The 18,494-nt window shown below is 62.7% G+C and carries 14 protein-coding genes; 5 read left to right on the forward strand and 9 right to left on the reverse strand.

Going from position 1 to position 18,494, the window contains the following annotated elements:
- Window positions 1-30 precede the first annotated feature (30 nt).
- The 5 genes from rbsA to ACW5W7_RS10970 all read left to right on the forward strand — a co-directional run bounded on the left by rbsA (window position 31) and on the right by ACW5W7_RS10970 (window position 5,545).
- Entirely contained in the window at window positions 31-1,605 is a 1,575-nt protein-coding gene (gene rbsA, locus ACW5W7_RS10950; protein ID WP_456501715.1) for a ribose ABC transporter ATP-binding protein RbsA, read from the forward strand.
- On the forward strand, window positions 1,602-2,570 hold the full coding sequence (gene rbsC / locus ACW5W7_RS10955; RefSeq protein ID WP_349922308.1) for a ribose ABC transporter permease: 969 nt from the start codon (window positions 1,602-1,604) through the stop codon (window positions 2,568-2,570). The genes rbsA and rbsC overlap by 4 nt, the downstream gene beginning before the upstream one ends.
- Before the next feature lie 34 nt (window positions 2,571-2,604).
- Complete coding sequence (rbsB, locus tag ACW5W7_RS10960; protein WP_456501716.1) at window positions 2,605-3,480, forward strand: ribose ABC transporter substrate-binding protein RbsB; 876 nt, start codon at window positions 2,605-2,607, stop codon at window positions 3,478-3,480.
- Window positions 3,481-3,602: 122 nt separating this feature from the next.
- A complete protein-coding gene (gene rbsK, locus ACW5W7_RS10965; RefSeq protein WP_456501717.1) occupies window positions 3,603-4,535 on the forward strand; it encodes a ribokinase in 933 nt (310 codons plus the stop codon).
- Window positions 4,535-5,545 (forward strand): substrate-binding domain-containing protein, encoded by a 1,011-nt coding sequence (locus tag ACW5W7_RS10970; protein ID WP_456501718.1) that lies wholly within the window; start codon window positions 4,535-4,537, stop codon window positions 5,543-5,545. Before rbsK ends, ACW5W7_RS10970 begins: the two co-directional genes overlap by 1 nt.
- A 94-nt stretch (window positions 5,546-5,639) precedes the next feature.
- Here ACW5W7_RS10970 and ACW5W7_RS10975 read toward each other — a convergent pair whose 3' ends face one another.
- The 9 genes from ACW5W7_RS10975 to pheS form a co-directional block, all read right to left on the reverse strand.
- Complete coding sequence (locus tag ACW5W7_RS10975; RefSeq protein ID WP_349922316.1) at window positions 5,640-7,283, reverse strand: GGDEF domain-containing protein; 1,644 nt, start codon at window positions 7,281-7,283, stop codon at window positions 5,640-5,642.
- The gene (locus ACW5W7_RS10980) at window positions 7,280-7,756 is read right to left on the reverse strand and encodes a hypothetical protein (RefSeq protein WP_349922318.1); all 477 of its coding nucleotides are present in this window, start codon (window positions 7,754-7,756) and stop codon (window positions 7,280-7,282) included. The genes ACW5W7_RS10975 and ACW5W7_RS10980 overlap by 4 nt, the downstream gene beginning before the upstream one ends.
- Window positions 7,757-7,842: 86 nt before the next feature.
- Window positions 7,843-8,616: a Sir2 family NAD+-dependent deacetylase gene (gene cobB / locus ACW5W7_RS10985; RefSeq protein ID WP_349922320.1), complete on the reverse strand. Its 774-nt coding sequence runs from the start codon at window positions 8,614-8,616 to the stop codon at window positions 7,843-7,845.
- A 70-nt stretch (window positions 8,617-8,686) separates the two neighbouring features.
- Window positions 8,687-9,301 carry a GNAT family N-acetyltransferase gene (locus ACW5W7_RS10990; protein WP_456501719.1) on the reverse strand — a complete coding sequence of 205 codons (615 nt, stop codon included), beginning with the start codon at window positions 9,299-9,301 and terminating at the stop codon, window positions 8,687-8,689.
- Entirely contained in the window at window positions 9,298-10,542 is a 1,245-nt protein-coding gene (locus ACW5W7_RS10995; RefSeq protein WP_456501720.1) for a response regulator, read from the reverse strand. Before ACW5W7_RS10995 ends, ACW5W7_RS10990 begins: the two co-directional genes overlap by 4 nt.
- A gap of 1 nt (window position 10,543) precedes the next feature.
- On the reverse strand, window positions 10,544-14,497 hold the full coding sequence (locus ACW5W7_RS11000) for an ATP-binding protein (RefSeq protein WP_456501721.1): 3,954 nt from the start codon (window positions 14,495-14,497) through the stop codon (window positions 10,544-10,546).
- A 36-nt stretch (window positions 14,498-14,533) separates the two neighbouring features.
- Window positions 14,534-14,830, reverse strand: a complete 297-nt coding sequence (ihfA, locus tag ACW5W7_RS11005; RefSeq protein ID WP_005300715.1) for an integration host factor subunit alpha — start codon at window positions 14,828-14,830, stop codon at window positions 14,534-14,536.
- Window positions 14,831-14,833: 3 nt separating this feature from the next.
- Window positions 14,834-17,221: a phenylalanine--tRNA ligase subunit beta gene (pheT, locus tag ACW5W7_RS11010; RefSeq protein WP_456501722.1), complete on the reverse strand. Its 2,388-nt coding sequence runs from the start codon at window positions 17,219-17,221 to the stop codon at window positions 14,834-14,836.
- Window positions 17,222-17,233: 12 nt separating this feature from the next.
- On the reverse strand, window positions 17,234-18,217 hold the full coding sequence (gene pheS / locus ACW5W7_RS11015) for a phenylalanine--tRNA ligase subunit alpha (protein ID WP_349917570.1): 984 nt from the start codon (window positions 18,215-18,217) through the stop codon (window positions 17,234-17,236).
- Between the last annotated feature and the right edge of the window lie 277 nt (window positions 18,218-18,494).

Raw genomic sequence — 18,494 nt, forward strand, 5'->3', positions numbered from 1 at the left:
CCTCGAACAAGCCATCCAAAGGAAGCTGTCATGAACACAACCTCCTCGGCCCCCTCACCCGCCACCGGCCACGACAGCGTCGCCGACCAAGTCCTCAGCCCCATTTTGGAGCTCAGTGGCATCGTCAAGACCTTCCCCGGGGTGCGCGCCCTCGACGAGGCGGGTCTGCGGGTCTATCCGGGCCAGGTGATGGCCCTGCTCGGTGAGAACGGCGCCGGCAAGTCGACCCTGATGAAGGTGCTCACCGGCATCTATCAGGCCGATGCGGGCAGCATTCAATACCGTGGCCAACCGGTTCACTTCAAGGGACCGCGCGACTCCCAGGATCAGGGGATCAGCATCATCCACCAGGAGCTAAACCTGCTGCCGGAATTGTCAATTGCCGCCAACATCTTCCTCGGCCGTGAGCCGCGCACCCGCTTTGGCAACATCGATCACCAGCAACTGCGCGAACGTGCCAGTGGCCTGCTGGCGCGCCTCGGGGTCAAGCACGGCCCGGACACCCGGCTCGGGGATCTCTCCATCGGCGAACAGCAGATGGTGGAGATCGCCAAGGCGCTGTCGTTCGATGCCAGCGTCATCATCATGGACGAGCCCACCGACGCTCTCACCGACACCGAGACCGAGCAGTTGTTTGCAGTCATTCGCGAGCTGCGCGAGCAGGGCTGCGGCATCGTCTACATCTCCCATCGCCTGAAAGAGATCTTCCAGATCTGCGATCAGGTCACCGTGCTGCGGGATGGCAAATGGATAGGTCAGGAGGCGGTGAGCGCCCTTGATGAAGACAAGATCATCGAGATGATGGTGGGCCGTCGACTGGAGGAGCAGTATCCGCGCCTCGAGCGCGAACTCGGCCCGGTCAGCCTGCAGGTGCGGGATCTGATGGGCCCCGGGGTGCGCGGAGTGAACTTCACCCTGCGCCAGGGAGAGATCCTGGGCTTCAGCGGCCTGATGGGATCCGGGCGCACCGAGCTGATGAAGCTCATCTACGGCGCCAACCTCATCAGCGCTGGCGAGATCACTGTGGATGGGCATCCCCTGCGCCCCCGCAGCCCCGCCGACGGCCTCAATGCCGGTATCGCCTACATCTCCGAGGATCGCAAGGGGGATGGTCTGGTACTGGAGCTCTCGGTGCGGGAAAACATGAGCCTGTGCGCCCTCGACGAGTTCAACAAGGGTGGCAAGATTGACGGCAAGGCGGAGCGTCAGGCGGTGGCCGATTACGTGCGCCTGTTCAATATCAAGACGCCCAGCAGCGAGCAACTCATCAAGCTGCTCTCCGGCGGCAACCAGCAGAAGGTGGCCATCGCCAAGGGGCTGCTCACCCGTCCCAAGGTACTGATCCTGGACGAGCCCACCCGCGGCGTGGACGTGGGGGCCAAGAAAGAGATCTACCAGCTCATCAACCAGTTCAAGAAGGAGGGGATGAGCATCATCCTGGTCTCCTCCGAGATGCCGGAAGTACTCGGCATGAGCGACCGCATCCTGGTGATGCACGAAGGGCGCATCAGCGCAGAATTTAACACCCAGGACGCCAATCAGGAGAAACTGATGGCGGCCGCAGTGGGCAAACAGTGGCAAGCAGAGCAAGAGGCACAACGATGACAACCCAAACCCTTCCCCGCCGTGGTCTCATGAGCAAGGCGTGGTGGATCGAGAACAAATCCCTGGTCGCGCTGCTGGTACTGATCGGGGTGGTCTCCTTCCTGAGCCCGAACTTCTTCACCGCCGACAACCTGCTCAACATCCTGCGTCAGACCTCGGTCAACGCCATCATCGCCGTCGGCATGACCCTGGTCATCCTGACCGGTGGCATCGATCTCTCGGTGGGCTCCGTGCTGGCCCTGTGTGGCGCCCTGGCCGCGACCCTGGTCGCCATGGAGCTGCCCATCTGGCTGGTGGTCCCCCTCACCATCGGGGCCGGCGCCGTGCTCGGCAGCATCAGCGGCCTCATCATCGCCAAGGGCAAGGTGCAGGCCTTCATCGCCACCCTGGTGACCATGACGGCCCTGCGCGGGGTGACCATGGTCTACACCGAGGGGCGACCCATCTCCACCGGTTTCAGCGATGGCGCCGATCACTTCGCCTGGCTCGGGACCGGTTACCTGTTCGGCCTGCCTGCCCCCATCTGGCTGATGGCCATCGTCTTCCTGCTGGCCTGGTTCATGCTCAACCACACCCGCCTGGGTCGTTACATCTATGCCCTCGGTGGCAATGAATCCGCCACCCGCCTCTCCGGCATCAACGTGGACAGGGTCAAGCTTGCCGTCTATGGCCTCTGTGGCGCCCTCGCGGCTCTGGCCGGCCTCATCGTCACCTCCCGCCTGTCGTCGGCCCAGCCGACCGCCGGCATGGGGTATGAGCTGGACGCCATCGCCGCCGTGGTACTCGGCGGCACCAGCCTGATGGGTGGCAAGGGCCGGATCATGGGGACCCTCATCGGGGCGCTCATCATCGGCTTCCTCAACAACGCCCTGAACCTGCTCGACGTCTCCTCCTATTACCAGATGATTGCCAAGGCCAGCGTGATCCTGCTCGCCGTGATGATCGACAACAAAAGCACCCGATAAGAACGTTAACCACGCACACACAAGGAATGAAACGATGAAAAAGCTCAATACCCTGCTCGCCGCCGCCGTCATGTCCGTGCTGGGCACGGCCCACGCCGCCGACAACACCCTGGCCATGGTAGTCTCCACCCTCAACAACCCCTTCTTCGTCACCATGAAGGAAGGGGCGGAGGCCAAGGCCAAGGAGCTTGGCTACACCCTGGTGGTACTGGACTCCCAGAATGACCCGGCCAAGGAGCTCTCCAACGTGGAAGATCTCACCGTGCGCAAGGTCGACGCCATCCTGATCAACCCCACCGACTCCGAAGCCGTGGGCAACGCCATCCGCCTGGCCAACAAGGCCAACATCCCGGTGCTGACCCTGGACCGCGGCGCCGCCCAGGGCGAGGTCAAGGCTCATATCGCCTCCGACAACGTGGCTGGCGGCAAGCTGGCCGGTGATTTCATCACCGAGAAGCTCGGTACCGGTGCCAAGGTGATCCAGCTCGAGGGGATCGCCGGCACCTCCGCCGCCCGTGACCGTGGTGAAGGCTTCGCCCTGGCGGTGACCGCCAACAAGCTGCAGGTGCTGGCCTCCCAGCCTGCCGATTTTGACCGCACCAAGGGTCTGAACGTCATGGAAAACCTGATGGCCGCCCACCCGACCGTGCAGGCGGTGTTCGCCCAGAACGACGAGATGGCGCTCGGCGCCATCCGCGCCGTGCAAGCGGCAGGCAAAGAGGTGATGATCGTCGGCTTCGACGGCACCGATGATGGCAAGGCCGCCGTCGCCAAGGGTAAACTGGCCGCCACCGTGGCCCAGCAACCGGCCCTCATCGGCGCCATCGGTGTGGAAACCGCCGACAAGGTGCTCAAGGGTCAGCCGGTGGAGCAATCCATCCCGGTTCCCCTGCAGATCGTCAGCAAGTAAGTGCAAGAAGGGGGAGGCTCGCCTCCCCCGTGCAAGACCCGTATCAAGGGTGCTTTGCATCCCAGAGCCTCTTGGCTTGAGCCCCCTCAAGCCAAGATGTTCTAAACCAAGGGTGACTGAATATGAATCGTCTCGTTGTGCTCGGCAGTGTCAATGCGGACCATGTGCTGCGCGTCCCCCACTTCCCTCGTCCCGGTGAGACCCTGACCGGCCACGGATACAAGATAGTGCCCGGCGGCAAGGGTGCCAATCAGGCGGTCGCCGCCGCCCGGTTAGGAGCAGACGTCTCCTTTATCGCCCGGGTCGGGGATGATGCCATCGGCCGCCAGATGCGCGATGGCTTCGCCAAAGACGGCATCGACGTGAGTGCGGTGGAACTCGACCAGACCCTCCCCACCGGCATCGCCATCATCTACGTGAGCGATGAAGGGGAGAACAGCATCGGTATCTCCGCCGAGGCCAACGGCGCCCTCTCCCCCGCCATGGTCAGGGAACACGAAGGCCTCATCGCCGCGGCCCACACCCTGCTGCTGCAGCTGGAAGTGCCGCTCGAAAGCGTGCTGGAAGCCGCCCGGCTGGCCCGCGCCCACGGCACCCGGGTGGTGCTGAATCCGGCGCCCGCTTGCCCTCTCAGTGCCGAACTGCTGGCCCTGGTGGATCTCATCACCCCCAATCAGACCGAAGCCGAGCTGCTGACCGGCATCAAGGTGAAGGACGAGGCCAGCGCCCGCGAGGCGGCCGTTCGCTTCCATCAGATGGGCATTGCGGACGTGATGATCACGTTAGGCTCCCAGGGCGTGTATTGCAGCAACGAGGCACGCCAGATACTGGTGCCGGGCTTTCGGGTCGAGGCAGTGGATACCACTGCCGCAGGGGATACGTTCAACGGCGCTCTGCTGGCATCCGAACTTGCAGGAGATGATTTCACTGCCGCGGTGCGCTTTGCCCACGGCGCGGCGGCCCTCTCGGTCACCCGGCTAGGGGCCCAGAGCTCCATCCCCGCCAAGGCTGAGGTCGAGCGCTTCCTGCAAGCCCAGACGGCCCCGGGTCGCTGATGGCCAACATCAAGGAAGTCGCCGCCCGGGCCGGGGTCTCTACCACCACGGTGTCCCACGTCATCAACGAGACCCGTTTCGTGGCCGAGGAGACCCGGGAGCGGGTCTTCGCCGCCATGCAGGCCCTCAACTATGCTCCGAGCCTGGTGGCCCGCAGCCTCAAGGTGAAGGAGACCAACAGCATCGGCATGCTGGTCACCACCTCCAGCAACCCCTTCTTCGCCGAAGTGGTGCGCGGGGTGGAACGCTACTGCTTCGAACAGGGCTACAACCTGATGCTGGGCAACACCGAAGGAGAGGCCCACACCGCCCTCTCCTACCTCAAGATGATGCTCAGAAAGCGGGTCGATGGCCTGCTCATCATGTGCAGCGAAGGCCAGCAGGAGGTGTTCAATCAGCTCGACTGGCTCAAGAACCTGCCGGTGGTGGTGATGGACTGGGGCATGGAGAGTCGTGAAGTGGATCTCATCGCCGACAACTCCCATCAGGGAGGCTATCTGGCCACCCGCCATCTGCTGGCCCTCGGCCACCGCGACATCGGCTGCATCACGGGCCCGCACAACCGTGCCCCCGCCGATCAGCGTCTCGCCGGATTCACCCAGGCGATGCAGGAGGCCGGGCTCACCATCAATCCAGCCTGGATCCAGGAGGGGGATTTCGATTGCGCCAGTGGTCACGACGCCATGGTGCGGCTGCTCAGCCAACCCAGTCGACCGAGTGCCCTCTTCGTGTGCAACGACATGATGGCCATGGGGGTCATCAGCGCCGCCCATCAGGCGGGGCTCAGCATCCCGGCGGATCTCTCCCTGGTCGGCTATGACAACGTGGCCCTCGCCCAATACATGTCGCCGCCACTCACGACCATCAATCAGCCCAAGGAGGAGCTGGGTCGCCTCGCCGTCACCCGCCTGCTGGCACGGATCAACGGTGAAGCCATCGACAACCGGCTGATCACCGTGGACCCGGATCTGGTGATCAGGTCATCCTGCGCCCCCTTCCCCCAGCCATGAGCCTTTGCAAACGCAAGGCATGAAAAAGGCGACCCTGGGTCGCCTTTGTCGTTTTCAATGCCCTGTTCACCCGCACGGCCGCTCGACTGGCCGTCTAGCCCATCAGTTCGTCCCATCTGGTGCCGACCCTGGCGTTGGCCAGCCGCCGCAACCCGAGTCGCTGGGCCAGGGGTTGCAACAGGATTTCGTGCTCCCCCATCATCGGCAGCCAATAACCCAGGGGCCAGCCCGCCTCCAGCAGATCCGGCGTGCGGCTGCCGAGTTCCCGCACCGCCAGCACGCAACCACTCTGTTGCAGCTTGGTCAGCAGTTCAGGTTCCTCGTACAGGGTGGGCAGCGCCAGGATCACGGCACCGCCCGGCAAGGGTGGCAAGCTGGCGAGCAGATGAGCCAGCTGTGCCTGCTGTTCCAGCGCCAGCAACAGCGGCAAGGGGCCGACTGCGTCCGTCAGGAGTCGTGATACCACGGGCCCCAGTATGCCCCGCTCCTGCATCCAGCTCATTTCACACGCCTGCTGCCCCGCACACCAGCGCAGGCGCATGGCCGCGATGCGCTGGCCCCGCTCGTCCTCGAGATCCTCAAACACGCTCTCAATGGGGGCAGGCCCCGTTCCCGCCAGCCAGTTGCGCAGTTGCTGCAACTGCTGCTGATCCCGCCTGAGCGCCATCTGCATGGCGGGCTGGAACCAGACGAGGGAGAGATTGTCCCGCTTGGCCTGATTGAGGGCCAGGATGGCCTGTTCCTGCAGCAGGTTCGCCTCTCCCCCCTGAGCCAGCGCCACCCCGAAGCGACAGGCAAGCTCGACGCTGCTCTCCCGGGTGACGAACTCGAACTGCAGGAGATCTTGCAGATCTGCCAGCTGGGATGCCAGCAGTGACTCCTCCCCATGCAGGATCACCGCAAACTCATCCCCCCCCAGCCGATAGGCCCGATTGGGATGGGCTTGCCGCAACTTGGCCGCTACCGTCTGCAGCAGGCGATCACCGACCTGGTAGCCCAGCTGATCATTGACCTGCTTGAAGCGCTTGAGATCCAGCACCACCAGGGCCATGGCAGGGCTCTTGATGAGGCTCTGTCGCAACTGCCCCTGAAGGGCGCGGCGATTGCCGAGGCGCGTCATGGGATCCAGCAGGGAGAGACGGCGGTTTTGCAGGTTGGCGCGAATGAGGGCAAACACCAGGATACCCCCGGTCACCAGCAGCAGCAGTTGCCAGATCTGCAGCCAGAACAAGCTCTGGCGCAGCTTGTTGACCGACTCCTCCCGCTCCTGGCCGGAGAGGATCTGCTCCCCAATCTGTTCCACTTGCTGGGTCAGCGCCGCAATCCGGCTCTCAATCTGATCCAGGGCGGCATCATTTTGCAGCGCCCCGGCCTGCATCTGGGGCTCCAGTTGCTTCACCTGGGCAAACAGTTGCGCCAGCACCTCGCCAAGACCGTGGCGCGTCCGGGCATCGGCGGTTTCACTGCTGATGAGAAAGATATCCAGCCGGTTCCACAACAGGTCGTAATTCAGGCTCAGGGTCTCCATGTCGAGCCTGCCCGCCCGGTAGAGGCGCAGGTCAAACAGGAAGCGCTGGGACTCCAGCATGACCTGGCTGATATTCCAGTGCGTATTGCGATAGAAGATATCGACCAGCTGTTCATGGCGGTTCTGGAGGAAGAGCCCCCAGACCGACGAAAACAGAAAGAGCGAGGAGATGGCGACAAGCAGCAGATTATGGCGCTGGCGACGACTCACTGGACGACCTCGAGACGGATCAGCTGCCATACCATGTAGCTGTGGATGGTGGGCAGATCCAGCGCGGGGTAGGCGGAAAACGGCATCAGCAACCAGAGCGGCCCCTTGTTGCGACGGGTCAGCGGTTTGTCATCCTCAAAACGTGTGACGGTAAGAGGAATCCCGCTAAACAGGGAGAGATCCAGCCGTTGACGATAGCCATTGAGACCGATGACATCGATGATGCTCACCTGTTTGAGCCCCTGCGACGCGAGCAGGGAGGCCAGGGTCGGCCCCCGGTAGCTGTGCACCCCCGTGGTCCAGGGGGTGGCGGTCTTGAACTCCACCTCTGGCAATGCCGCCAGCGCCGCCTCATCCATGTTGACGACCGTTTTGTCAGCGAGGACCAGCTGCAGCAGGGGTGAAGAAGCCCCGGCACCGAATGAGATCAGTACCAACAGGAGACCTGCCATCCATTGTTTCAAGATATCCATGAGAGGTTGCGCCAGCTGCACCTGATACTTTAATGGTCAGTGTGGCGACTTCATCGAACCAATGCAACTGTGCAATGACACAATAGTCAGGGACCGCGCATCTCCATCCAGTTATGTCCCTGGACGGCCTTGGGCTGCTGTATCCCGAGGGCTTGCAGCAGCTCGTCCACGAAGGCTGGCACCAGTACAGAAGCCGGGCCATAGCGTTTCTCATCGAACTGGCTGCCCACCTCGCTCGGTTCCAGATTGAGTTCGATCGTATGGGCACCATTGAGCCCCGCCTCATGGACAAAGCCCGCCGCCGGATAAACGGCCCCCGAGGTGCCGATGGAAATGAAGAGATCGCACTGGGCCAGGGCGGCATAGATGCGATCCAGTCCCAATGGCATCTCTCCGAACCAGACCACATGGGGCCGCAAGGGCTGGGGAAACTGGCAGCAGGAGCAGAGCTCCTCCTGATGCAGATCCCCCCGCCACTCCACCACCTGACCCGATGCGGGACAACGGGCCTTGAGCAGTTCACCGTGCATGTGAATGAGGTTCTTGCTGCCCGCTTCTGCGTGCAGGTTGTCGATATTCTGGGTCACCAGCGTCACCCGGCCTGGCAACAAGCGCTCCAGACGGGCCAGGGCATAGTGGGCGGGGTTGGGGTGAATGTCGGCACTTTGCAGATGCTGGCGGCGGGCGTTGTAGAAACCCTGCACCAGAACGGGATCCCGGGCATAGCCTTCCGGGGTGGCGACATCCTCAACCCTGTGCTCTTCCCAGAGACCGTCACTGGCCCGGAAGGTCTTGATGCCGGACTCGGCCGAGATGCCGGCACCGGTGAGGATCACGATATGTTTGGCAGACTGCACCATGTTGATTTCCTCTGACGATGACCAGCAAACCTTAACACAGGGGACGAGTCCGGCCCATTCGCCCTTGGTCTTAGGCCCGGTGGAGATCCAGCTTGCCGAGAACGCTCAAATCCAGGCGCACGAAAACCATCTCCCGTCCCGTCACCAGGGTCAGTGGCAATCCCAACCCCTTCAGCAGGCTCAGCATGGGGCGATTCTGGCTCAGCACCTCGGCGGTCCACTCCCGGATCCCCTCCCCGTATGCCAGCAACGCCAGCGCCAGCAGGATGCGCCGACCCGCCCCTTGATGCTGGAAGTCATCCGCCACCACGCAGGAAAACTCTGCCCGATCCGGATGTCGTCGCCGCCGTATGGACTGCGCCAGCGCCAATGGCACCCCATCGTTGTCCGTCAGCAGCAAGCCTATCTGGGTGTCCCTTGGGTAATCGATGAAGAAGGAGACCTGCTCGGCGCTTGGCTTCTGTCTGGGGCGCATGAAGCGCAGGTAAATCGTCTGCTCGCTGAGGCGTTCGTAAGCGGCCACCAGCTGGACGGGATCCGCCCCCGCCAACTCCCGTAACCAGCAATCACGCGCACCCACCACCATCATGACCGGCAGGTCGCTGCGCCGGGCAGGATGCAGCCATCCGGTAAACCCGGCCAATAGCCGCGCTTCATCCACTGGCCAGCAGAGATAGCGAGTCACCAGTGACCCGCGACGCCGCGCTCCTGCCACAAGGCCGCGTCCTGCTGGTTGAAGGGATCATCGATATAGAGGCCGATACCGAGCTCTCTGGCGCGAGCGATGAAGCGATCCAGCAGGGAATCCGTCGCCATCGCCTCCAGTTCAGGCAACAGGTGGGGCCCCAGCAACAGGTAACGCAGAGGCAAGCGTTCCAGCTCCTCGAAGGGCAGATGCTGACCATTGTCCAGCAGCAGTGCCAGCTGCCCTCCCGCCATGCTCGCCTGCAATACCAGTGCGAAGCGATCCGCCCGGCTCAACAGCTGATCCCGCTTGTGCACGATCAGGGTCAGTTCGTCGGTTCGCCGACCGTGCTGTTCCAGCCAGGCCTTGAGGGGATCCCAATGAGGTGGCACACCACTCAGGGCCAGCCAGATGGGGGAATGGGTGGTGGCAGCATCCGCCATCAGGCTGATCTGGCCCAGCACCTTCTCCTGCCAGCTGCGGATGGTGCGCTTCAATCCGTGTCGTCTGAGAGACTGGGCCGGCCCCAGATAGAGGGCCTTGAGCTGGCGCAGCAGATCGCCGTGATTCAACGGTTTGGCGAGGGCCGCCAGCACGTTGAATCCCGCATCGTGTAGCAGGCGGCGAGCGCCATCGATCAGCGTCTGATCGTGGCTGGAGAGCAGGATGATGGGCAGATGCTTGTATTGGGCGTGGCCCATCAACAGGCCGATGGCATCCTCCTCCCCCAGGCTGAGATCGCAGACCAGCAATCCCACCTCGTGCTGCGCCAGTACCTGCAGACAGGCGTCCCCATCCTGCACCCACTGGCAGGGCATCCCGAGAGACTGGATCTCCTGGGCAATGCAGGCTCCCTGAAACGGGTGGTCCTCGAGCAGCAAGACCGAGAGCCTCGCCAGCCAGTCACGCCAGCGCAGCTCCCGGGCTTGCAGTTCGGCCAGCCAGGGATCCGTCACTCGGTAGATCCCCTGCCCCTCGGCCATCAGCTGGGACAGATAGGGTTGGCCCTGGTGGGCCTCGGGTTCGAACAGGGCGATCGCGCTGGTGGTGAAGGCCCCCTCCCAGCGCCAGTTGATGTCAGGCTGAGTACGGTGCAGGCTGACATAATCCGGGATGCCCAGAGTCTTGGCGGCCTGATATGACACGGCATCGAGGGCATGGATGCTGACGGGGTGAAATGCCGGATCCAGGTTCACATCGGACTCCAGCAGCGCTAATAACTCTTCCTCAGTGATGATCATCTCATGCTCTCTTGCTCAGTTGCCGACAGACATCATCCACGGCACGGGTAAGGGGCTCCACCAGGGGCTTATCGGGCGCCTTCTGCCAGGCATCGATCACCTGGACCAGGGGCATAGCCCCCACCATTTTGGCGGCCCCCTTCATCTTGTGTAAAGCCGTCTCGAGGGCTGCAATGTCCCCTTGTGTGACACAGCGCTCAATGTCGGCGAGATCCTGACGGGTGGAGGTCAGGTAGAGCGTCGCCAGCTCGGGGCTCAGCGGCATCAGATCCTGCTGGACCCAGGCGGGGGTGGGTTCCTCCCTCTCTTGCGAGATGAAGCCCTCGCGGCCAGAGACAGTGCGCAGCAAAGTGGCTAGCTCCCTGAGCAGAACCGGTTTGTCCAGATGACCGTGGCAGCCACAGTTGGTCAGCAGTTGCGCGGCCTGCTCACTCAGGTCCGCGGTGATCACATAGACCGGCAGATGCTGCCAGCGCTCGCTACCACGCAGTTGCTGGCACAGCTCGGCACCATCCATCACCGGCATCTGCAAGTCGGTCAGCACCAGATCCACCGTCTCCTCCTGCAACAGATCCAGGGCCAGGCGACCATTGGCCGCGCTCACCACCCGGGCGCCGAGCTGGCTGAGCTGCATGCTGATCAGCACCCGGTTTACCTCGTGATCTTCCACCAGCAGCACCCGCATCCCTGCGCCGGGCAGGGTGCCTGGCATCGCCTGGTGCTGACTCAGCCTGGGTTGCAGCAGGGTCACCACGGTTCCCGGGATCCAGGGTTCTTCCTGCCAGAACCAGTGCTGCAGCCCTTGTTCATCCCGGACGGCACTCAGGTGCTCTCCCGCCGGGCTCTCCCTCACCCCCAGCTCCTGCAGCCAGGTACGCATGTAGTCGTTATCCTCTCCCATCAGTTGCAGGCAGACAGTGTCGACGCTCGGCTTCCAGGGAGCCCGCTCCTGCAGGGCGTGCAAGGGGAAGCGGCAGCGGAAGCGACTGCCGCCGGCGGACAGAGGTTCCACATCAATGTCGCCACCCATCTGTTCCATCAGTTGGTGGCAGATGGCAAGACCAAGCCCGGTACCCTGTGCCCTCAGCTGGCCGGGTTCCTCCCCCTGCTCGAAAGGAAGAAACAGCCGGGGCAAGAGCTCGGCACTGATCCCGGGCCCTTCATCATCCACGCCGCAGCAGAGCGTGTCCCCCTGACGCTGTGCCCAGATGACCACCTGCCCCTGCTCACTGAACTTGATGGCGTTGGAGATAAGGTTGTGCAGCACCTGCTGCACCCTGTGGGGATCCAGCTCCAGCAATGCGGGCAAGGCGGGATCGAGATGGAGACGAAGCTGCAGCCCCTTGGCACGAGCCTTGGACCAGTGCACGGCGGCCACATGCTCACACAGCTCCACCAGATCCGTCGGTTGGGGAGAAAGGCGCAACTGGCGCGTTTCGTTGCGACTGAAATCCAGCACGTCGTTGAGCAGCCCCAGCAGCTCGTTGCCCGCCTGCCTGATGTGGGTCAGTACCGAGGACTGCTCCGCCGACAGCTCGGTCTGATCGAGCCACTCCAGCAGCCCCAGCATGGCGTTCATGGGCGTGCGGATCTCATGGCTCACGGCCGCGAGGAAGCGTCCCTTGGCGAGCACCGCCTGCTGGGCCTCCTCGTGGGAGATCTGCAGGGCCTTCTCCTGCTCGACCCGGGTGGTGACATCCTGAACCACCCCGTAGATGCGCCAGCCCTCCCCCTGGCGACGCCCCCGGCCGGAGAACTGCAACCAGCGGCTCCCCTTGCTCGGGTGGCGATAGCGCAGCAGGTAGGTGAAAGGACGCCCCGCCAGCAACATGGTCAACATGGGGGCGCGCATCTCTCGCCTGTCCTGGCGCGCCAGCCTGACGAGTGTTTCGTTGGGATTGAGGCGGATCTGCTGGCTGGCCAGCCCGAGCAGCTCATGACTGCCTCGGCTGACAAATTCAACCCGCCCGATGGCGCCCTCCTTGAGGGTAAACTGCAGCACCACGCCGGGTACCGTATTGGTCAGCGCCCGCAGCCGCCGCTCGGCCTGGCGCAGCAGACGGGTTCGTTCGCGCAGGGCGCTGATGTCGGAGAGTGCGATGAGATCGCCCGCTGGCGTCTGGCTGCCCAGTTGCAGCGGGATCTGGGCATAAGAGTAGACCTGATCCCGCAGGGCCAGCTCCCCCTCTCCCCCCTGCAGCTGGGGTGATGGCAGCACCAGATCCGCCAGATAGCGGGCCTCCAGTTGCTTGGCCCGCTTGTTGCGTTTGATGATCTCGCCCCGATCATTGCGCAGGAACACGGGGACCGGCAACGTCTGGAAGAGCGACTCCCGGAACTTGCTCTCCAGCGCCAGCGCCTGCTCTGCCTGGTGACGCTCGCGGGCCGCCTGGGCGAGCTGCTGGCGCGAGCGCCAGATCAGCCAGATGACCGCACCGCTGATCAGCATGGCCAGCAGCAAGGAGGTGAGCCATAAACCATAGCTGACCCCCTCCTGCTGATTCAGGATCAGACGATGCCAGCGCTGTACCAGCTCATCCACCTGCCGATCGTTGATGGTCATCAGGCTCTGCTCCATCACGCCGGAAAGCCTTGGCTGATCGTGCCGGATGGCAAAGCTAAAACCCAGGTTCTGAGGGAGCTCCCGGATGGCGAGATCCGCCAGCAGGTTGTTGCGCATGGGGTATTGCAGCTGATAGAGCTCCGCCAGCATGGCATCAGCCTTGCCATCCTGCATCGCCTGGATCCCCTGCTGCAAGTCCTGCACCTGTACCCAGTGATGCGGGCCCAGCAGCGACAGCTGGCTGTCGTCATAGAGGGCTTTGGGAACCACTATGCTGCCCGAAACGCTATCCAGGGCCTGATACTCCGCCCGTTTGCGGCTGACCAGGGCGTAGCGGCTCATGGCAATGACCCGGGTGAAGTTAAACTCCTGCCCCAGCGCCGGCGACTCCGGCAAACCCGCCATCATCGCCGCTTCGCCACTTCGAAGCTTGGCCAGTGCCTCCTCCTTGCTGGCCGTGGGAATGAGTTCAAAGTTGAGTCCGGTCTGTCGGCTCACCCGCCGCAACACATCGTCACTCCAGCCGATCAGCTCCCCTTGCGGATTGATACCGCTGTAAGGCATCAGGCCAGGCGCCGCCACCATCTTGATGGTGCGGGCCGAGCCAATGAGCCAGGCCTGCTCCTTGTCGGTAAAATGCAGGGGGTTGATATCTTGCTCGCTCTGGGGCAGATAGCGTCCCAGATCCCGATAGAGGCTACCCGGCGGCAAGAAGCGGATCGCCGTGTCCACCAGTTGCAGCAAGCCCGGGATGTCTCGCATCATCAACCGATAGCTCACCACCAGTTCGTCGCTGCGCAGGCGGCGCAATCTCAATCCCTCATCCGGGTACTCCCGCATCAGGTAACGCAGTTGCAGGTAATCCCCAAGATAGGCGCTGCCCTTCTCTGCAAACAGCGCCAGATACCAGTTGTCCGCATCGGTCAGCTGCAACTGGGTGGAGTGGGGATAGAGACGTTTCAGCACCTCGCCCGCCTGCCAGACCGGCGAGACCAGAAAAGCCGCATGCTCGAGATCTCCCCGATAGAGGATGGCGGATTCCGCCTCCAGCATGGCCCGGCTCAATACTGTGCCTGAGCGGGTCTCGACGGAAGGGCCGATGTGAGGAATGAGGTCGCACTGACCATCACGCAGGCCCTGCTCCACCGCCGGCCAGTTGGGCAACGTCTTGAAGTGCAGGGGCACCGGCAGTTGCCGGGCCAGGCGGGTCATCTGATCGATAAGCAGCCCTCCCTGATCTTCGAGATAGGGAGGACGCTCCAGACTCGGGTAGCAGAAGGTCAGCTGACCGATGTCATCGGCATAAGCCTGGGCGGCGGGCGGCAGGGGAAGTACGGCAGCACGCAGCGGCAAAGCCAGCAACGCACCCAACAGCAGGTATATTTTTGTCATCGAAATGCAAAAGCCAGGCATCTGCCTGGCTTTTTATTACTCATTGGGTTCAACATTTTCTACCCTGGCCTTGAGCTTCTGGCCAGGCCGGAAGGTCACCACACGGCGGGCGCTGATGGGAATATCCTCGCCCGTCTTGGGGTTACGTCCGGGACGCTGATTCTTCTCACGAAGGTCAAAATTACCGAAGCCTGAAATCTTGACTTGTTCACCGCGCTCGAGCGCTTGTCTGATTTCCTCAAAGAAGGCTTCCACCATGTCTTTGGCTTCACGCTTGCTCATCCCGAGCTGGGTGAACAGGTGCTCTGCAATGTCGGCTTTGGTAAGCGCCATAGATCAATCCCTCAAGGATGCATTCAACTCTTCACCGAGGGCCCGCACGACATTGTCCACGGTCTCGGCGATCTCTTTCTCCTCCAGGGTGCGTTGTGCGTCTTGCAACACCAGGCTGATAGCCAGACTCTTCTTGTTCTCGGCCATACCAGCACCCTGATATACGTCGAACAAGTTTATTCCAACTAACTGATTTCCGCCAACTTTTTTAATTACTGCCAGGACGTCACCGGCCAGAACCTGACTGTCAACCACCACGGCGATGTCGCGGCGGTTGGCCGGGAAGCGGGAAACCTCGGTCGCAACCGGCACCTTGGCCGGGATCAGCTTGTCCAATTCCAGCTCGAACATGATGGCCCGGGACTTGAGGCCCAGCTTCTTGTCGAGGCTCGGGTGGATGACACCGATGTGACCGATGACGACGCCATTGCGCAGTATGGCCGCGCTCTGGCCCGGATGCAGGGCACTGTGCTCGGTACGCTCGAAGCTGAAGGTGGCCCCTTCGGCGGTCAGATCCAGCACCGCTTCCAGATCCCCTTTCAGATCAAAGAAGTCGCTACCGCGGCTCTTGATATCCCAGTGCTCGTCGCTCTGGTTGCCGGTGATGATGCCGGCCAGCATGGGCTCCTGACGGATACCGTTCTCGGCATTGGCGTCCTTGATGAAGCGCAGGCCCTGCTCGAACAGACGCACCCGGCCCTGCTGACGATTCTGGTTGTAGACCACGGCCTGCACCAGACCCGGGAACAGGGAGACGCGCATGGCGGACATCTCGACCGAGATGGGGTTCGGCAGCACGATGGCATCGCTCTGGGGGAACAGGGTCTGCTGGGCCTTGGGATCCACGAAGCTGTAGGTGATGGCTTCCTGGAAGCCGCGATCCACCAGCAGGTCGCGCACCCGCTTGAGGGTCACCTGGCCTTCAGCCTGCTCCACCATGGCCAGGGAGGCGGCCGGTTTCAGGTTAGGGATGTTGTTGTAGCCGTAGATGCGGGCCACTTCCTCGATGAGATCTTCCTCGATGGCGATGTCGAAACGCCAGGAGGGCGCCAGAGCGGTCCAGCCATCGGCCTCTGTGGTCACCTGCATGCCGAGGCGAGTCAGGATCTCGAGCACCTGGGCGTCCGGCACGCTGATGCCGATCACCTTGTCGAGCTTGGCACGGCGCAGCTTGATGGGGGCGGCCTTCGGCAGGTGGGCATCGGACTTGACCTCGATGACGGGACCGGCTTCCCCGCCGCAGATATCCAGCAACAGGCGGGTGGCTCTGTCCATCACCTTGGCTTGCAGCTCGGGATCCACCCCGCGCTCGAAGCGGTGGGAGGAGTCGGTGTGCAGGCCATAGGCACGGGCACGACCCGTGATGGAGAGCGGCGCGAAGAAGGCGCACTCCAGCAGGATGTCGGTGGTGGTCTCGGACACGCCGGTACGCTCACCGCCGAAGATGCCGGCCATACAGGCAGGGCCTGTGGCATCGGCGATAACAAGGGTGGTCTCTTTGAGTTTGACCTCGTTGCCGTCCAGCAGGGTCATGGGCTCGTCCGCACGGGCGCGGCGCACCACCAGTTCCCCTTCCAGCTTGGCCAGATCGAAGGCATGCATCGGCTGGCCGTATTCCAGCAGCAGGAAGTTGGTGATGTCGACGATGGCGTCGATGGAACGAATGCCGCCACGGCGCAGCTTCTCCTGCATCCAGAGCGGGCTCTGGGCCTTCAAGTTCAGCCCCTTGATGACGCGGCCGAGGTAGCGCGGGCAGTCGGCCGGTGCCTCGACCCGGATCGGGAAGCTGGCGTCGATGGTGGCCGCGGCCGGGGTCCAGCTCGGCTCCACCACGTCGGCGCTGTTGAGCACGCCGATCTCGCGGGCAAGCCCCGCGATGCCGAGGCAGTCGGCGCGGTTCGGCGTCAAGTCCACATCGATGGCGACGTCGTTGAGGTTCAGGTATTCACGGATATCGGTGCCGATGGGGGCATCGCCTGGCAGCTCTATGATGCCGTCCGCCTCGACCTCGATGCCGAGCTCGCTGAAGGAGCAGAGCATGCCGTGGGAGGGCTGGCCGCGCAGCTTGGCCTTCTTGATGGTGAAGTCGCCCGGCAGGGTCGCACCCACCTTGGCCACGCACACTTTGAGGCCGGTGCGGCAGTTCGGCGCGCCGCAGACGATGTCCAGCAGTTCGGCTTCGCCCACGTTGACCTTGGTCACCCGCAGCTTGTCGGCGTCCGGGTGCTGGGCGCACTCGACCACTTCACCGACCACCACGTTGTTGAACTGGCCGGCCACGGCCTCGATGGCATCGACTTCCAGACCGGCCATGGTGATCTGCTCGGCCAGTGCGTTGTCACTCAACTCGGTGCGGACCCACTCCATCACCCAGGATTTACTGAATTTCATGTTCTCTCGCCCTTACTTGAACTGCTTGAGGAAGCGCAGGTCGTTTTCGAAGAAGGCTCGCAGGTCGTTGACCCCGTAGCGCAGCATGGTCAGACGTTCGACGCCCATGCCGAAGGCAAAGCCGGAGTATTTTTCCGGATCGATGCCCACCGAACGCAGCACGTTCGGGTGCACCATGCCGCAGCCCAGCACTTCCAGCCACTTGCCGTTCTTGCCCATCACGTCCACTTCGGCGCTCGGCTCGGTGAACGGGAAGTAGGAGGGACGGAAGCGGATGGTGAGATCTTCTTCGAAGTAATTGCGCAAGAAGTCGTGCAATATGCCTTTGAGCTCGGTAAAGCTGGCATGTTCGTCTACCAGCAGCCCTTCGACCTGGTGGAACATGGGGGTGTGGGTCATGTCGTAATCGTTACGATAGACCCGGCCCGGTGCAATGATGCGGATCGGCGGCTGCTGATGCTCCATGGTGCGGATCTGCACGCCAGAGGTGTGGGTGCGCAGCATCAGGTCCGGATTGAAGTAGAAGGTATCGTGATCGGTGCGAGCCGGGTGATGAGCCGGGATGTTCAGGGCATCGAAGTTGTGGAAGCCATCTTCGATTTCGGGACCGCGCTCCACTTTGAAGCCCATCTCGCCAAACAGGCGCTCGATGCGCTCGATGGTGCGGGTCACCGGGTGCAGACCGCCGTTTTCGATACGACGGCCCGGCAGGCTGATGTCGATGGTCTCGGCAGCCAGCTTCTGGTTCAGCACGGCGACTTCCAGAGCTTCACGGCGCGCGTTCAGGGCATCCTGAACCTGCTGCTTGGCCTGGTTGATCACGGCCCCCGCGGCGGGACGCTCCTCGGCAGTGAGTGCCCCGAGGCCCTTCATCTGCTCGGTAAAAAAGCCTTTTTTACCCAGATATTTGACCCGGATCTCATCGAGGGTCGCAATGTCGCTCACGCCCTCAATTTCGGCCTTGGCCTGGCCGACTACTTCTTCAAGCTGTTGCATGTCTTCCTCGTCACCACTCCCGGAACAGGAGCCTTTAGGCTAAATAAGGTCAAGAGGTCGATAATACAAAAAAATGGCCTCGGCTGACCATAGTTAAGGTGGGCTTTTCTCCCGAGAAATCATTTTGTTATGACCCAGAACAACGCCATCCCCTCCCCCTGATCCGGCAAGGTTCGGCATCCCTTCTCCGGGCTGTCGCCGACATGGCTCAAAATTTAAAGCCAAATCAATGTGATGGCAGTCATGTTATCGGCGCAAGGCCACCGTCGCCCGGCGC

It is taken from the genome of Aeromonas intestinalis, assembly GCF_054052485.1.

Excerpts from the sequence above, each read along its gene's own strand:
- rbsK (WP_456501717.1), top strand. The coding sequence starts at position 3,603 with ATGAATCGTCTCGTTGTGCTCGGCAGTGTCAATGCGGACCATGTGCTG.
- rbsA (WP_456501715.1), top strand. The coding sequence starts at position 31 with ATGAACACAACCTCCTCGGCCCCCTCACCCGCCACCGGCCACGACAGC.
- rbsB (WP_456501716.1), top strand. The coding sequence starts at position 2,605 with ATGAAAAAGCTCAATACCCTGCTCGCCGCCGCCGTCATGTCCGTGCTG.
- ACW5W7_RS10980 (WP_349922318.1), bottom strand. The coding sequence starts at position 7,756 with ATGGATATCTTGAAACAATGGATGGCAGGTCTCCTGTTGGTACTGATC.
- pheT (WP_456501722.1), bottom strand. The coding sequence starts at position 17,221 with ATGAAATTCAGTAAATCCTGGGTGATGGAGTGGGTCCGCACCGAGTTG.
- cobB (WP_349922320.1), bottom strand. The coding sequence starts at position 8,616 with ATGGTGCAGTCTGCCAAACATATCGTGATCCTCACCGGTGCCGGCATC.
- pheS (WP_349917570.1), bottom strand. The coding sequence starts at position 18,217 with ATGCAACAGCTTGAAGAAGTAGTCGGCCAGGCCAAGGCCGAAATTGAG.
- ACW5W7_RS11000 (WP_456501721.1), bottom strand. The coding sequence starts at position 14,497 with ATGACAAAAATATACCTGCTGTTGGGTGCGTTGCTGGCTTTGCCGCTG.
- ACW5W7_RS10970 (WP_456501718.1), top strand. The coding sequence starts at position 4,535 with ATGGCCAACATCAAGGAAGTCGCCGCCCGGGCCGGGGTCTCTACCACC.
- rbsC (WP_349922308.1), top strand. The coding sequence starts at position 1,602 with ATGACAACCCAAACCCTTCCCCGCCGTGGTCTCATGAGCAAGGCGTGG.
- ACW5W7_RS10995 (WP_456501720.1), bottom strand. The coding sequence starts at position 10,542 with ATGATCATCACTGAGGAAGAGTTATTAGCGCTGCTGGAGTCCGATGTG.
- ihfA (WP_005300715.1), bottom strand. The coding sequence starts at position 14,830 with ATGGCGCTTACCAAAGCCGACATTGCAGAGCACCTGTTCACCCAGCTC.